Below are 14,838 nucleotides of genomic sequence, written 5' to 3'. Positions count from 1 at the left end.
TATTAGATTTACTTAAATGAACACTTTAGCTGAAGAAAATTATCTCAAATCTATTTATCACCTTTCGTTAAATGGTGCTATTGCAAGTACTAATCAGTTGGCCGCCCAGCTAAATACCAAAGCTTCGTCAGTAACTGATATGCTTAAAAAACTGGCAGACAAGGAGCTGATTAATTATACCCCATATCAGGGCGTAAGTCTTACGACGAGTGGAGAAAAAATTGCGATAAATATTATACGCAAGCACCGATTGTGGGAATATTTTTTAGTGGAGAAATTAAATTTCAAATGGGACGAAGTACATGAAATGGCCGAAGAAATGGAACATATCTCTAGCAATGAGCTGATAGATCGTTTGGACAAATTTATGGGCTATCCCAAATACGATCCGCATGGCGACCCTATACCTGATTGTAATGGGTTATTTAAAGCCCATAATCTTAAAACCGTTTCATCTTTTGGTATAAACGATGGCGGTGTTATTTGTGGTGTGAGAGATCATTCAACCGCCTTTTTGCAGTACTTGGATAAGCAAGGCCTCACGATAGGCAAAAATATAACCATTACTGATATCATTGAATTTGACCATTCGGTGATTTTATTAGTGGAAAACAAAAAAGTACAAATAAGCCGCGAAGTGGCTAATAATCTACTGGTATCTATATGAGTAACGCTACTAATCAATCATTAGGGAAAGTTCATAATTCAATAAAAACAGAGCATAAAGTTGGCTGGAAAAAAATATTAGCTTTTTTGGGGCCTGCCTACCTGGTAAGTGTTGGTTATATGGATCCTGGAAACTGGGCCACGGACATTGCCGGTGGTAGTGCTTTCGGTTATCGTTTAATATGGATACTATTTGCATCTAATCTCATTGCACTTTTATTGCAATCATTAAGTGCCCGATTAGGCATAGTGCGCGGATTAGATTTAGCTCAAGCTTCAAAAAATGCATACCCTCGTTTTGTGAACTTTTGTTTATACCTACTAGCACAAATTGCTATCATAGCATGCGACCTGGCCGAAATTATAGGTATGGCTATAGGTTTGCAATTACTTTTCCATCTCCCGTTAATCTGGGGAGTATCCCTCACTATAACCGATACTGTATTAATGCTTTTTTTGATGAACAAAGGCATGCGCAAGCTGGAAGTTTTTATCATGTCAATGATTTTTATTGTTGGCTTATCCTTCCTTATAGAAATGTTTATTGTAAGTCCTGATGGAGCGGGTATTGTTAAAGGATTTATACCTGGAAATTTATCGGGAAGTGCTTTATACATAGCTATCGGTATTATCGGTGCAACAGTAATGCCGCACAATTTATACTTGCATTCGTCACTGGTGCAAACCCGACAAATAACCCGTACCGAAAAAGGAATAAAAGCGGCGATTAAGTTTAATCTGTTTGATACCGTTATTGCGCTAAATCTGGCATTTGTTGTAAATGCAGCTATTTTAATATTAGCTGCCTCTGCATTTTTCAAGAATGGTTTTTTTCAGGTAGCTGAAATACAGGATGCTTATAAGTTGCTTGAGCATATTTTTGGTAAACTTGCACCCACATTATTTGCTATAGCCCTAATCGCATCGGGACAAAGTTCAACTATAACAGGTACACTTGCCGGGCAAATTATAATGGAGGGCCATATCAACCTTCGTATTGAACCATGGCTACGTCGTTTGCTAACACGCGTACTGGCAATAGTTCCCGCTGTTTTCACCATTATATATTTTGGCGAAACTGGCCTTGGTAGTTTGATTATATTAAGCCAGGTAGTATTAAGTTTACAATTGGGCTTCGCGGTTATACCACTTATACACTTCACCTCTAACCGTAAACGAATGGGGAAATTTGCTATTAGTTTAAAGGTTAAAATATTGGCATGGGCCTGTGCGGTTTTAATAGTTTACTTAAACGCCAAATTAGTAGTTGAACAGCTAGCCGATTGGATAAAACAATTCCCTGCTTCTTCGGTATGGATATATACCTTGGTAATACCGCTAATAATAGGAATTGGCTTATTATTGATTTATGTATTTTTAAGGCCATTGCTTTTTAAACATTATGATACGCCAGCAAGCGTACCTCACGGTTTGGCAACAACCATTGAAGATCTTACCCCCATTATTTACAATAACATTGGTGTTACTATTGATTTTTCAAAAAATGATACCGATTGCATCCGTAACGCCATAATGCAGGGAGGAAAAAATGCAGCTTACACTTTAATCCACGTGGTTGAAACTGCAGGAGCCCGTTATTATGGCACAGAAGTATTGGATCACGAAACTCAAAGCGATGCTGATAATTTAGATACATATGTCAATACCTTAGTTAAGCTTGGATATAACGCAAAAGCGCAAATAGGCTTTGGAACAGCAGCAAGTTCTATTGCCAAAATTGTTAATGAGGAAAAAATTGACTTTATAGTGATGGGGTCGCATGGACATAAGGCTATTAAAGATCTTATCTTTGGAACAACGGTAAATTCTGTAAGACATATGGTTAATGTACCTGTTTTAGTGGTTAAGCCACTAGAAAAATAATTTGCATATTTGCAGCAAAAGAGGCAGTGATGGATCAGAATATATATATCAAAAACAAAAAAGCTTATTTCGAATACCATATTCTGGATAAATACGTAGCAGGAATACAATTATTGGGTACTGAAATAAAATCCATCAGGCAGGGAAAAGCGAATATCAATGATGCTTTCTGCACTTTTATAAATGAACAGCTATACGTTCGTAATTTGCATATATCTGAATACAGCTTTGGTTCATTTTATAACCATGAAGCCAAACGCGACCGTATTTTACTGCTCAATAAAAAAGAACTAAAGAAGCTGCAAACACGTGGAGAAGAAAAAGGATTAACTATTGTACCGCTTGCCCTATTTATTAGCGAACGTGGCTTCGCCAAATTAGAAATTGGTCTTGCCCAAGGTAAAAAGACATACGACAAGCGTGAAACAATGAAAGAACGGGATACTAAGATTGAACTAAGCCGGGTGATGAAACAATAATTTAATCTACCAGGCTTTATCACCTACTAAAGGCACAAATCTAAAAGTATCCAATACTATTTTTTCGTAATCATTTTCGCCAACTTTAAGTACGGTAACCATTTTTTGAGATTGCTGATCACCTACCGGGATAACAAGAATACCGCCTACTTTTAGCTGTTTTAGCAATTCATCCGGCACGGTTGGCGCGCCTGCGGTTACTATAATCTTATCGTAGGGAGCATGTTTAGCAATTCCACGGGAACCATCGCCTAAAAAAAACTTAGGCTTATAGCCCATATAAGGCAATACTTTACTGGTGCGTTCGTAGAGTTTTTCCTGGCGCTCAATGGTATAAACCTTAGCCCCAAGTTCTACTAATATACAAGCCTGGTAACCACTGCCTGTACCTATCTCTAACACTTTGTCGCCTAAATTAATATGGAGTAGTTGGCTTTGATAAGCCACAGTATAAGGTTGTGATATGGTTTGATCTTCTCCTATCGGAAAGGCAATATCTTTATATGCCTGGTTCCAGAATGTTTCATCAAAAAAGAAATGGCGGGGTACTTTTCCAATTGCCAATAACACCCTTTCATCTTCTATTCCTTTTTTTCTTAACTCTTCAACCAGCTTTTTCCGTGCCCCTTGTTCGCGATAGTTATCAATATACTTATAAGCCATTACGCCACAAAACTAATATGATTTTTGTTATCTACCCCTGATACTTTTGAACACACCTCTATTTCCTAATCCGAAATAGTGTTAATATGGGTCTACATCCGGTTGAATAATACTTCCTTTACTCAGTTTAGTAGTTTGAAACTGAGTTATTATATCACGAATGATGGCTTTGGCTTTACTTATAGAAATGCTGTCTTTTTCAAATTTCAGCATGATACTTTGAATATAATAGTTCCTTATTCTGTTAATTAAAGGAGGTTCGGGACCGATTACTCTTTCACCAAATTGTTTCTGAAGTTCTTTTGCAAGGTAATTAGACTGATGTTGAACAATTTCAGGATCCTTGTGTTTAATATCAAGCTTTATAATACGATAAAATGGTGGATATCTAAAACTCCTGCGCTCCTCCATTTCTGTAAGGTACAAGTCAACATAGTCATTTTCAATAACCTGTTTAATTACCCTGTGGCCTGGATCATAGGTTTGGATTACTACTTTTCCTTGTTTCCCCCTTCTGCCTGCCCTGCCACTAACCTGCGATAGCATTTGGTAGCTACGTTCATTTGCACGGTAATCAGGGAACTTCAATAAACTATCTGCATTAATAATCCCGATAACGGTAACGTCGGCAAAGTCAAGTCCTTTCGCAACCATCTGGGTCCCCACCAGTATATCAATTTTCTTCTCTTCCAGGTCATTTAATATAGCTTGAAGTGAATTACGAGACCTGGTCGTATCCAAATCCATCCGCGCAATCCTGGCATCGGGTAAAAGTATAGATAGCTCATCCTCTATCTTTTCTGTTCCAAAACCTTTATATTCCAGGTGGGTTGATCCACAAGCCGGACATATTTGTGGCGTATCTTCTTTGTATCCGCAATAATGACAGTGCAATTTGCCGCTACTTTTATGATAGGTTAAGCTAACATCGCAATTAATGCACTTTGGTGTATAAGCACATATTTTGCACATTAATATAGGGGCATATCCTCTACGGTTTTGAAATAGTATAACCTGTTCTTTATTGCTGATGGCCTGATTAATATCCCCCATCAGCACACTTGTAAAATGCGATTGAATAGTTTTCTTTTTTGTTTCTTCACTGATGCTTACAACTTCAATTTCAGGTAGTTTAACTCCACCATAACGTTCTGTAAGTTCTGCAAAGCCATATTTATGAATACGGGCATTATAATAGCTTTCAAATGATGGAGTCGCTGATCCAAGTAATACCTTTCCCTGGTGCATATTGGCCAAAAATATTGCTGCATCACGCGCATTATAGCGCGGGGCCGGGTCATATTGTTTGTAAGATGTTTCATGCTCTTCATCTACTATTATTAAACCCAAATCATTAAAAGGCAAAAACACCGATGAGCGTGCACCCAAAATAACTTTGTATTCATTATTCAGTACTTTTTGCCAAACTTCAACCCTTTCACCATCATTAAACCGGGAATGATAAATACCAATATTTGCTCCAAAATACACGCGCAATCGTTCTATAATATGGGTGGTCAGTGCAATTTCAGGTAACAGATAAAGTACTTGCCTGCCAGTACTGATCATTTCTTCAATTAACCGAATATAAATTTGTGTTTTACCTGATGAAGTTACACCATGTAGCAGCGCCACATCTTTATCATCAAATTCTTTTTTAACCTGGAACAATGCGCTTTGCTGATGCTCGCTCAGTTCAAACGACTCATAAATCTCATCATCTTCATAAAATAGACGACTAACATTTTTTTCCTCAGCAATAAAAATCTCTTTTTCCTCGAGCGATTTTATACTGGCCGCGCCTGCGCCACTTTCTTCAATCAGTTCTGTTTTGGAAATGCTTTTTTGATGACGGGATAATTTAATATAAGCCAAAACAGCATCGGCCTGCTTGGGTGCTCTCTTTTCAAGTATAGTAAACAGCTCCCTTAAACTTTCCTGATTGTTATAAACCGGGTTTAACGTAATAAATGTACGGGTACGTGGTTTGTAACGTTCACTTACCTCTTCAGAAATATGAATGATATTTTTTTCAAACAAGCCTTTAAGTATAGGCATTACCGTTTTTTGCCCAAGTAACTTTGTAATATCACTCACAGTAAGCTCAGGCTGAATATCCAATGCCTCTACAATCAAGTATTCCTTATCATGCAAAGCTGATTTATCGAAATCAAAACCTTTATTTAACTCTATCTTTGTTTCACTGGCCAATTTTAAGGCTGAAGGAAGTGCGGCATTCATCACTTCGCCTACGTTACACATGTAATATTCAGCAAGCCATTGCCAAAAATGCAACTGTTCATGTGTTACGGCCGGGCGATCATCCAGCACTTCAATAATATATTTTGCTTCGTACTTCTCTGGCGCAAGCTTACCAATCGAAGCCACTATGGCTGTATATAATTTACTTTTGCCAAATTGCACTACTACCCGCTTACCTACCATAACGGAAGCATTCATCTCATATGGCACACGATAGGTATAGTTTTTGGCTATTGCCAAAGGCAGGATTACCTCAACAAAAAGTGTTTCGCGGTCGTTATGCGGTGATTGAGTAAACTCCAGCATTAATTTATTTTATTTCTGAATGCAGTTATCGCCAATACTATCCATCCGGCAATAAATAATAATCCGCCAATCGGGGTTATTGGTCCCATAAATATTAACCAGTCCCAACCCAATAATTTAATGCAACTAAGCAGGTATAATGAGCCCGAAAAGAATATAATACCCAGCGTAAAAAGACAGTAGCAAGCATTTACCGCTTTATTGTTCTCCTTAACAATTATTGCCAGAAACAACAAAGCAAAAACATGATAAAACTGATATTGTACAGCAGTATGCCATACATCAAGATATTTGGGGGTTAATAAACCTTGTAATCCGTGTGCACCAAAAGCACCTGCAATAACGGCTAATGCACCAAAGATGGCAGCGGTAATAATAATTTTTCTCTTCATAAAGTATACTGCGGCTAAGTTACCAAATATAGCGGGAACGTTTATGAGCTGATTATGCAGAATGTGGAATAAGTTAAGTTAATCACATTCAATTAACGAACCATGAAATAAATTATCTTTGTAAGGCAGACATCAATGAAAAAGCAAATTATTATTACCCTAATTTTAATATTAGCTACTGCGTATGTTACGGTTGTTTATTTTAAAAACTTAAACCCGCCTGGCATGCGTACTAGTCAGATTATGCAAGCCATTCCTGATAATGCTTCACTAATATTTGAATTTAATAATGATAAAGGTTTCTACAGTATTTTTAATGACAACCCATTATTTGGTTCGATTATAGGGAAACAAAAACTTGATGAGTTAGATACATTAAAACACCTGATTATTCAAAACCCGTCTTTGGAGAAATACTTTGCCGGTCAAAATCTGTTTATTTCCGTACATCCTACTCAGGCAAATAACCTCGATATCATTTTAACCACCTCTTCATCTAATGGTTTTGACGCTTCAGTATTAGAAGATTTGGCAAAAACTCCCAATAGCGGCTTTGTAGTTACACCTATTAAAGTTACCGGTAAGCAGGGATATAATATTTATATTAATTCATTAAAAAAACGTTTTTATGTACTAAACAAGGAAGACAATATTTTTTCCGGAAGTTTCTCGAAAGAACTTATAGATAATAGTTTAAACTATAAAAGCTCACAAGATAAAAAAACTTTCGAGCTACTTTCTGAGCAACAGAACGCAAATTCCCTGGCAAATTTGTATGTCAACTATAATCAAGTATCATTACTATTTGATCACCTGTTTCAAAATAAGAATAATGATATTTTTAAAACACTAAGACAATTATCTGGTCTGGCGACTTTAAGCTTGAATTATAGGAATGAGGCATTAATGTTTAACGGATCAACCATTATAAATCAGGACGAAGCCCAAGGGTATCTAAGCTTGTTTATTAACCAGCAACCTGTAGAAAACCATTTAAAAGATATATTTCCATCAACAACAGCTTACAGCGTAAACTTTGGTTTATCTGATCCAATAAAATTTAGCAGCGATCTATCAGACTGGTTTAGTAAAAACGGTTTTAACAAAGAAAAAGACGAGTTGTTAAACAGAATAAAAGCTAAAACTGGAACCAATTTCAAAAAAGACTTCAACAAACTGTTAGCCAACGAGTTTGCAGTAGTTACTACCCGTTATTTTGAAAAATTTGCCATTATTGGAGTAAAAGATGGCACAAAAATTAAATCATTATTAGGTACCATTAGTACCATGAGTGATGAAAACTCAGGGCAACTCAACTATGATAAACTTCCATTTTTTTTATTGGGTAATCCTCTTAATATTTTTAAAAGGCCATATTTTATTGTTATTGATAACTATTTGATTTTGGCGAACAGTATGAACGAGCTAAAAAGCTATAATGAAATCTATGTTAATCGTAAGTTTTTAAATAAGAGTGACCAATTTAATCAATTCGAAAACCTGCTTACCGAACGGAGCAACATATCATACAGCGTAAACTTAAAAAACACACAGCCTATACTTGACAGGGATATGAATACCGATATTTCTGAGGATATTAAAAATAATGAACCGGGCCTAAAAGATTTCTATGCTTTATCCATTCAGTTAACCTCCGCAGATAAAAATTTTTATACCAACTTATGTTTAAAACTAAATACAGATACAACAGACAGAAAAAAATAAATAATCACTCAACCACAACTAAAAATTGCTTTTTTGCGTTTAAATAAGTAATTTTTTTACACTTATTTCAATTATCGTTTTGGAATTTTATCTTTAAAAATAACATCAGTTTAGGAATATTATAATATATGAAAAAAATTTTACTTGTTTTTTACTTCTTGATTTTTACGGCACCACTTTTTGCACAGCAATTTTCACAATACAATACAGGTACATTATACGATTCTTTTGAAAATCCTGCACAAGCAGCCTTTATTCCGGACACAAGCAGGCTATTTGCTTCAAATTTGTTTATCCCTAACTTTGGTGGAAACTTTTTTCTTAGTGGAGATGCTCAGGCTACATTAAAAAGTCGTGTTTTTAAAAATTCCTATTACAATGAGGCTTTGCAAATAGGCCAGGGGAAAACTAACCTGGTAAATGCTAACGCCAATGCCTATTTTTTGATGTTGAGAATGTTTTCAAGTCTTAATGGAAATGTTGAAATAGGTCTTTCTGCGCAAACCAAATTTGAAGGACGTGGGCTATTTACAGATGAAACAATAGCAGCACTTAACGGACCTGGTAGTTTCCCCAATAATACCTATTCAAATATTTTAAACAATAATTATTATTATCAAGCCTACAACCAAATTGGTTTATCGTATCGCGAAACTGTAACTAAAAACTTTTCAGTAGGCTTTAAGTTAAGTGCCTTGCTTGGTATTGAATATCAAAAGCTTGATGTTAATAGCTCAAATATAACTTTTGACAAAGCAAACGACGCTGCAACAGTTTCTATGCAAGGGACTTACAACTCAGGATATACTGCTGGGCCTTTAGTAGCACGTGATTATTTGCCTACTTTCCGAAATCCTGGTGCATCTATATCAGTAGGAACTATGTACAAAACAGATGATGGTTTTACAATCCAGGCAAATGTAAAAGACTTAGGCTTTATTCATTGGAGCCAATACTCTGGTATTTATAACTTTAATGGTACTGAAACTATAAAAGGCTTATCAACACCGGCCAGGGAAGACAGCATTTACAATCAAATTTATAAAATAGTACATACCAATGGCAGCCAAGGTTCTTTTACCAGCCCTATTGATGGACATGCTGAATTAAGCGTAATGAAAAGTTACTGGTTAGATCAAGATAACCGATTTAAATATTCACCTACACTTATTGCATCTAAAGAATTATTTTACACAGGCTTTGTCGGTGCATTTGTTAACCCATTTCAATACGGTAATTATGTACTTACACTAACTGCAAGTTATGATGATTTGAAAACATTTAACGTTGGTGGCCAGTTCATGTATAAAACTCCAAACTTCGAAATTTTTATAGGCAGTGACAAATTAGTCCAAACAGGTCATTTTGCTTATGATGCAGCTAATAAAAGCGCATCCGACATAACTGCCAATCCGGCTTACACTGGTGCAAGTGTATCGTTTGGCTTTGCTGTTAAATTTGGCCCGATAATAGAACATCCAATGAACGCCAGCACCATACCTAACGGTGACAAAGGCTTTTTAGGACGCCTTTGGGGTAGACTATTTAAAACAGATAATTAACAAATATTCGCCCGGGGAAAAGGCTGATTTATAAAGCCTTTTTCCCGGCAATAAACTCCTTCAAATAGTAAGGCTCAAAATAAGCAACATCTTCAAACTCTCTATTGACAAATTTTTCAAGAGTTCTTTCAGAAAGATGGACAGCTGAGTTAATAAACCCATTCAAAAATATGGCATTAGAGTTTGAGCTTAAAACAGATTGACATTTTTCTGCTCCATCACCAAAAAACAACACTTTCTTATCTACAAGCAAATTACTGAAGCTATTTTCATCAATAATTAATGCTGATGTAGCCTCTACCTTTTCTCCATCCGAATTAAAAACAGCAGTAAAAACCTCCATACGGCGTGCGTCAATCATCGGACAAAGAAGCATATCATCATTATACTCCCGGTTTCTTTTTGCACCATCACTCATTGCAGCAAGTGTTTCTATAGCAATAAGCGGCTTATCAAGCGCATAGCATAACCCTTTTACTGTCGAAATACCTATCCTTAGGCCGGTATAAGATCCGGGGCCACAGCTAACAGCAATAGCATCAAGCTGCTGATAAGTTACACCCGCCTCATTAATTACATGTTCAACAAAACGCGTAATAACCTCCGCATGAGTGTTACGCTCATTAGCCTCTTTATAAGCTAAAATAATTCCATCCTTCGCAATCGCAACAGAGCAGGACGTTGTAGCAGTTTCTATTTGTAAAATAAGAGCCATTGTGTTTAATCTTAATTTATTAATATCCTAAGCCTCCAAACCTGTGACAAACAAACTTGTGACTTATTAAAATAAATGTAAATTCTAATTTAAGGAACTGGGTCATGACCATGTCCACCCCAGGGATTGCAGCTGGCAATACGTTTTATTGTTAGCCATCCACCTTTAAAAGCGCCATATTTTTTTATGGCTTCTACTCCATATTGTGAACAGGTCGGTGTGTAACGGCAGGCGGCGGCGGTTAAGGGAGAGATAAAATACTGATATATTTTTATCAGCATAATGAATATACTGCCTATTATCAGCTTTAATATATTAACAATAGCTTTCATTTAGCAACTTCGACAGAAAGTTGTGTTAAAAGTTTAAGCATTTTTTTGTGTGTGAAATCAGAAGGTGTTATTTCTTTACCAATATAACCCAACGATAATACAATTTTTTTATCAGCAATATTTAGCTGATCATACAAATATTGCTGTTTGTGAAGCCTGTATGCTTCGCGCATGCGTCTTTTTATCAAGTTACGATCAACAGCGCTCTTAAAGCGTTTTTTTGAAACGGCAAGTACAATTTGTACAGGGAACTGCTGCGCATCGCCCACAAGCATCCAAGATACTTTAAAGGGATAACATAAAAAAGAAGAACCGTTATGAAAAAGCTCATCAATAAGCTTTTTATTACATAATCGTTCTTCTTTTTTAAAAGTATACATTGTTGCTGAATATGAACCGAAATTAAAAATAAACCGGCTCAAGCCCCTCAATGGAGAAAGCAACCAGCTTTATGCCTTGTGACTGCGCTCGTCAGATACTGACAATCTTTTTCTTCCTTTAGCTCTTCTTGCAGCTAATATTCTTCTGCCGTTAGCAGTTGACATGCGCTCACGGAAACCGTGTTTATTTCTTCTTTTCCTTTGTGAGGGCTGAAACGTTCTTTTCATGGCTATTTTATTCTATTCGTTCGTTTTAAAAACAAGAGCGCAAATGTAGTCTTTTTTTTTATTTTTTCAAACAATAGTTAATTACTTTAATCTACCTAAATTTAAAATCATTAAGTTGCGCAGGTGAATTAAACTAGTCCACCCAATAATCACCTTTAAAACCTGCTTAATAATCTCATAATCAACAGTAAATAAAACATGAAAATATTTGGTATTATATTATTTATTCTTCTACCTATTATTTCTTTTAGTCAGGATTCATTGGCTAATCATTATAAAATTTATAACACTTCAAAACAAAAGATCGTTACAGTCGATGACATTATAAATGACATGTCAAAGTCTGATGTTTTATTTTTTGGTGAAGAACATGATGATTCAACCGGGCATTATCTGGAATATAAGTTACTAAAAAAACTTGAAGATAAATATCCCAACAAGGTTGCCTTATCAATGGAGATGTTTGAAACGGATTGTCAAAATGTATTAAATGAGTACCTCTATGGCTTAATTCGTGAAAAAAACTTCAGAACAGATACCCGGGTATGGCCAAATTATAAAGACTATAGTCTGTTAATTGAGTTTGCTAAAACAAATCACATGCCCGTTATTGCGGCAAATGCCCCATCGCGTTACACAAATATGGTTAACCGGCTTGGATTAAATAGCTTGCAACAATTGAGCACCATTGGAAAGTCATATCTCCCCCCTCTACCTATTGACACAGCCACTGGCACTTATTATGAAAAATTCACTCAAATAATGGGCGGACATGCTTCCACGCCGGGCATGCAAATGTACCAGGCACAAAATTTATGGGATGCAACAATGGGCTGGTCAATTGCCAAATTCATTGAAACACATAAAGGTTATAAGATACTTCAACTCAACGGAGGTTTTCATAGTGAAGAAAAGCTTGGCGCAGTTGCCCAGTTAAAAAGGTATGCACATAATGTGCGAATATTAAACATTGCCGTTTATTCGGATGAATCATTTGAAAATCCAGACTGGATTAAGCTGAGTAAAAACGGCGATTATATTATTTTAACTGACCCTAAATTACCAAAAACATTTTAGCAAGTAACTTTTAGGCCACTTGCTCATTGACTTTTATCAACAAACAAGCGGCCAAGAAACTAATATTATGCCTTTTTGGCTAGTAGGTCACGTATTTCAGTAAGCAAAATCTCTTCCTTTGTTGGAACCGGATCCACCGGCACAGGCACCTCTTCTTGCTTTTTTAAAGAATTTATTGCTTTAACTACCATAAATATACAAAATGCTATTATTAGAAACTGAATTATTGCATTAATAAAATTGCCATAATGAAGAGCTGTTTCTAACACCTTATGCACAGGATCAGCTTGTTTAAGAATAATCTTCTTATCTGAAAAATCCACCCCCCCAGTTATATAACCAATGGGGGGCATTATAACATCTGCAACCAGTGAGGTAACAATTTTTCCGAATGCGGCTCCGATAACCACACCCACCGCAAGGTCAACAACGTTGCCACGCATTGCAAATTCCTTAAACTCTTTTACAATCGCCATAATTTATCATTTAGTTTGATTAAAGTTATAAAATTAATAAACTAAACAAACAATTTAAACTCTATTGCATTTTACAACATTGGCTTATTACCTTAACTTATTTTAAAGTTAAAGGTAATTGATGTATTTTTGCCCCTATCTTATGCTTAAACAGAATCTTCAACAAAAACTATTACAAAAGCTCTCCCCTCAGCAAATACAATTTATAAAATTGTTACAGGTGCCTACTGTTTCTTTAGATACCCGTATTAAAGAAGAACTGGAAGAAAACCCTGCCTTGGAAGATTTGAGTTTAACTAATTTAAACGAACCTGAAGAACAATACCCGGACAGAGACCCGGAGGAAGATAATTACAATGGCGATGAGGAAAAAGGAGAAGCTGATGAGTTTAACATTGATGACTACCTGCAGGAGGATAATGTAAATGATTATGGGTCGCGCTATGATCAAAATGGCGATGATGATGATGAGCGGAAAGAAATCCCAATTGCCGTACAAAGCTCATTTTTTGAAAGTTTACAACAACAACTTGACCTTTTGCCAGTATCAGATAAAGATTTCAGAATAGGGAAACAAATAATTGGCAGTTTGGACGATGACGGCTATTTACGCCGCCCTATAATGTCGCTCACAGACGACCTGGCATTTTCTCAAAACGTTTTTGCTACGGATGATGAAGTGGAGGATATGCTTAAAGTGATCCAAACCTTTGACCCTGCTGGAGTTGGTGCACGTAGTTTACAGGAGTGTCTTTTAATACAACTTCGTAAAAAAGATGCCAATGATCCAATTATAAAAAAGGCAATACTGGTTGTTGAGCATTATCTGGACGAATTTACGCGCAAACACTATGATAAGCTGGAGAAGTCGCTCAACATGTCTTCTATTGAATTAAGAGGCGTAGTTAACGAAATCCTAAAGCTTAACCCTAAACCTGGCGATTCAAACGAGATAAACACTAAACAATTACAGGTAATACCAGACTTCCACATTACTAATAATGATGGCGTTCTGATACTTACCCTAAACTCAAAAAATGCGCCTGAACTCCGGGTTAGCCGCTCTTACCAGGAAATGTTTGAGCATTATGATAAAGCGTCTCAAAAAGATAAAAAACTAAAGGAAGCCGTTCAATTTGTAAAGCAAAAGCTTGATTCGGCAAAATGGTTTATTGATGCTATTAAACAGCGCCAGCAAACACTTTTAAAAACCATGAATGCCATAATGCAATATCAGTATGAGTTTTTCCTAACGGGGGACGATAAAAACTTAAAACCGATGATCCTGAAGGATATTGCTGACAGGATTAATATGGACATTTCGACCGTATCAAGGGTTGCCAATTCAAAATATGTTCAAACAGAATTCGGCACATTCTTATTAAAATCCTTCTTTTCCGAAGCCATCCAAACTGAAAGCGGGGAAGAAGTTTCAAATAAAGAGGTTAAAAAAATACTGGAAGAGCATATTGGTGCTGAAGATAAAAAGCATCCTCTTGCTGATGAAAAATTAACTGAAATTTTAAAAGATGCCGGTTACAATATTGCACGCCGTACAGTAGCCAAATATCGCGAACAAATGAACATTCCTGTTGCCCGTTTAAGGAAGGAACTTTAGAAGTAAGCAGTTTGCAGTAGACAATAAAATATAACAAAGAGGCAATTCTTTTTTATTTTATATGGTTAATAAA

Annotated in this window: 15 protein-coding genes; 7 read left to right on the top strand and 8 right to left on the bottom strand. The window is 36.2% G+C overall.

Annotation, left to right across the window (positions count from 1 at the left end; all coding sequences use genetic code 11):
• Window positions 1–16 precede the first annotated feature (16 nt).
• From JN11_RS19750 to smpB, 3 genes are read left to right on the top strand one after another with little or no spacing between them, the layout of a single operon-like run.
• Complete coding sequence (locus JN11_RS19750) at window positions 17–667, top strand: metal-dependent transcriptional regulator (RefSeq protein ID WP_144915367.1); 651 nt, start codon at window positions 17–19, stop codon at window positions 665–667.
• Window positions 664–2,550 (top strand): Nramp family divalent metal transporter, encoded by a 1,887-nt coding sequence (locus JN11_RS19745; RefSeq protein WP_144915365.1) that lies wholly within the window; start codon window positions 664–666, stop codon window positions 2,548–2,550. Before JN11_RS19750 ends, JN11_RS19745 begins: the two co-directional genes overlap by 4 nt.
• 29 nt (window positions 2,551–2,579) lie before the next feature.
• Complete coding sequence (smpB, locus tag JN11_RS19740; protein WP_144915363.1) at window positions 2,580–3,029, top strand: SsrA-binding protein SmpB; 450 nt, start codon at window positions 2,580–2,582, stop codon at window positions 3,027–3,029.
• A gap of 6 nt (window positions 3,030–3,035) precedes the next feature.
• Here smpB and JN11_RS19735 read toward each other — a convergent pair whose 3' ends face one another.
• The 3 genes from JN11_RS19735 to JN11_RS19725 form a co-directional block, all read right to left on the bottom strand.
• Complete coding sequence (locus tag JN11_RS19735; protein ID WP_144915361.1) at window positions 3,036–3,692, bottom strand: protein-L-isoaspartate(D-aspartate) O-methyltransferase; 657 nt, start codon at window positions 3,690–3,692, stop codon at window positions 3,036–3,038.
• Window positions 3,693–3,773: 81 nt separating this feature from the next.
• Window positions 3,774–6,260 carry a replication restart helicase PriA gene (gene priA, locus JN11_RS19730; RefSeq protein WP_144915359.1) on the bottom strand — a complete coding sequence of 829 codons (2,487 nt, stop codon included), beginning with the start codon at window positions 6,258–6,260 and terminating at the stop codon, window positions 3,774–3,776.
• Window positions 6,260–6,652 carry a DUF423 domain-containing protein gene (locus JN11_RS19725; protein WP_144915357.1) on the bottom strand — a complete coding sequence of 131 codons (393 nt, stop codon included), beginning with the start codon at window positions 6,650–6,652 and terminating at the stop codon, window positions 6,260–6,262. Before JN11_RS19725 ends, priA begins: the two co-directional genes overlap by 1 nt.
• Window positions 6,653–6,787: 135 nt before the next feature.
• Between JN11_RS19725 and JN11_RS19720 the strand changes: the two genes are divergently transcribed.
• The gene (locus tag JN11_RS19720; protein WP_144915355.1) at window positions 6,788–8,377 is read left to right on the top strand and encodes a hypothetical protein; all 1,590 of its coding nucleotides are present in this window, start codon (window positions 6,788–6,790) and stop codon (window positions 8,375–8,377) included.
• Window positions 8,378–8,505: 128 nt separating this feature from the next.
• Window positions 8,506–9,939: a DUF5723 family protein gene (locus tag JN11_RS19715; protein WP_144915354.1), complete on the top strand. Its 1,434-nt coding sequence runs from the start codon at window positions 8,506–8,508 to the stop codon at window positions 9,937–9,939.
• A 28-nt stretch (window positions 9,940–9,967) separates the two neighbouring features.
• Here JN11_RS19715 and tsaB read toward each other — a convergent pair whose 3' ends face one another.
• From tsaB to rpmH, 4 genes are all read right to left on the bottom strand, one after another.
• Window positions 9,968–10,654, bottom strand: coding sequence for a tRNA (adenosine(37)-N6)-threonylcarbamoyltransferase complex dimerization subunit type 1 TsaB (gene tsaB / locus JN11_RS19710; protein ID WP_144915352.1), 687 nt, complete (start codon window positions 10,652–10,654; stop codon window positions 9,968–9,970).
• An 89-nt stretch (window positions 10,655–10,743) separates the two neighbouring features.
• Window positions 10,744–10,986: a membrane protein insertion efficiency factor YidD gene (gene yidD, locus JN11_RS19705; protein ID WP_144915350.1), complete on the bottom strand. Its 243-nt coding sequence runs from the start codon at window positions 10,984–10,986 to the stop codon at window positions 10,744–10,746.
• On the bottom strand, window positions 10,983–11,366 hold the full coding sequence (gene rnpA / locus JN11_RS19700) for a ribonuclease P protein component (RefSeq protein ID WP_144915348.1): 384 nt from the start codon (window positions 11,364–11,366) through the stop codon (window positions 10,983–10,985). The genes yidD and rnpA overlap by 4 nt, the downstream gene beginning before the upstream one ends.
• A 69-nt stretch (window positions 11,367–11,435) precedes the next feature.
• Window positions 11,436–11,594, bottom strand: a complete 159-nt coding sequence (rpmH, locus tag JN11_RS19695) for a 50S ribosomal protein L34 (RefSeq protein ID WP_096351641.1) — start codon at window positions 11,592–11,594, stop codon at window positions 11,436–11,438.
• Between the two features lie 198 nt (window positions 11,595–11,792).
• On the opposite strand from rpmH, the gene JN11_RS19690 reads away from it, so the two are divergent.
• A complete protein-coding gene (locus tag JN11_RS19690; protein ID WP_144915347.1) occupies window positions 11,793–12,671 on the top strand; it encodes a ChaN family lipoprotein in 879 nt (292 codons plus the stop codon).
• A gap of 65 nt (window positions 12,672–12,736) precedes the next feature.
• Here the strand turns inward: JN11_RS19690 and mscL are convergent, their stop codons facing one another.
• Entirely contained in the window at window positions 12,737–13,147 is a 411-nt protein-coding gene (gene mscL, locus JN11_RS19685) for a large-conductance mechanosensitive channel protein MscL (RefSeq protein WP_144915345.1), read from the bottom strand.
• 142 nt (window positions 13,148–13,289) lie between these two features.
• Between mscL and rpoN the strand changes: the two genes are divergently transcribed.
• Window positions 13,290–14,765 carry an RNA polymerase factor sigma-54 gene (rpoN, locus tag JN11_RS19680; protein ID WP_144915343.1) on the top strand — a complete coding sequence of 492 codons (1,476 nt, stop codon included), beginning with the start codon at window positions 13,290–13,292 and terminating at the stop codon, window positions 14,763–14,765.
• Window positions 14,766–14,838 lie beyond the last annotated feature (73 nt).

The organism is Mucilaginibacter frigoritolerans (assembly GCF_007830615.1).
In the GTDB taxonomy this organism is placed as follows: domain Bacteria; phylum Bacteroidota; class Bacteroidia; order Sphingobacteriales; family Sphingobacteriaceae; genus Mucilaginibacter; species Mucilaginibacter frigoritolerans.
This window is presented reverse-complemented; position numbering and strand designations above follow the sequence as displayed.

Coding starts and splice junctions, on each gene's coding strand:
- JN11_RS19750 (WP_144915367.1), top strand. CDS start 17: ATGAACACTTTAGCTGAAGAAAATTATCTCAAATCTATTTATCACCTT.
- JN11_RS19745 (WP_144915365.1), top strand. CDS start 664: ATGAGTAACGCTACTAATCAATCATTAGGGAAAGTTCATAATTCAATA.
- smpB (WP_144915363.1), top strand. CDS start 2,580: ATGGATCAGAATATATATATCAAAAACAAAAAAGCTTATTTCGAATAC.
- JN11_RS19735 (WP_144915361.1), bottom strand. CDS start 3,692: ATGGCTTATAAGTATATTGATAACTATCGCGAACAAGGGGCACGGAAA.
- priA (WP_144915359.1), bottom strand. CDS start 6,260: ATGCTGGAGTTTACTCAATCACCGCATAACGACCGCGAAACACTTTTT.
- JN11_RS19725 (WP_144915357.1), bottom strand. CDS start 6,652: ATGAAGAGAAAAATTATTATTACCGCTGCCATCTTTGGTGCATTAGCC.
- JN11_RS19720 (WP_144915355.1), top strand. CDS start 6,788: ATGAAAAAGCAAATTATTATTACCCTAATTTTAATATTAGCTACTGCG.
- JN11_RS19715 (WP_144915354.1), top strand. CDS start 8,506: ATGAAAAAAATTTTACTTGTTTTTTACTTCTTGATTTTTACGGCACCA.
- tsaB (WP_144915352.1), bottom strand. CDS start 10,654: ATGGCTCTTATTTTACAAATAGAAACTGCTACAACGTCCTGCTCTGTT.
- yidD (WP_144915350.1), bottom strand. CDS start 10,986: ATGAAAGCTATTGTTAATATATTAAAGCTGATAATAGGCAGTATATTC.
- rnpA (WP_144915348.1), bottom strand. CDS start 11,366: ATGTATACTTTTAAAAAAGAAGAACGATTATGTAATAAAAAGCTTATT.
- rpmH (WP_096351641.1), bottom strand. CDS start 11,594: ATGAAAAGAACGTTTCAGCCCTCACAAAGGAAAAGAAGAAATAAACAC.
- JN11_RS19690 (WP_144915347.1), top strand. CDS start 11,793: ATGAAAATATTTGGTATTATATTATTTATTCTTCTACCTATTATTTCT.
- mscL (WP_144915345.1), bottom strand. CDS start 13,147: ATGGCGATTGTAAAAGAGTTTAAGGAATTTGCAATGCGTGGCAACGTT.
- rpoN (WP_144915343.1), top strand. CDS start 13,290: ATGCTTAAACAGAATCTTCAACAAAAACTATTACAAAAGCTCTCCCCT.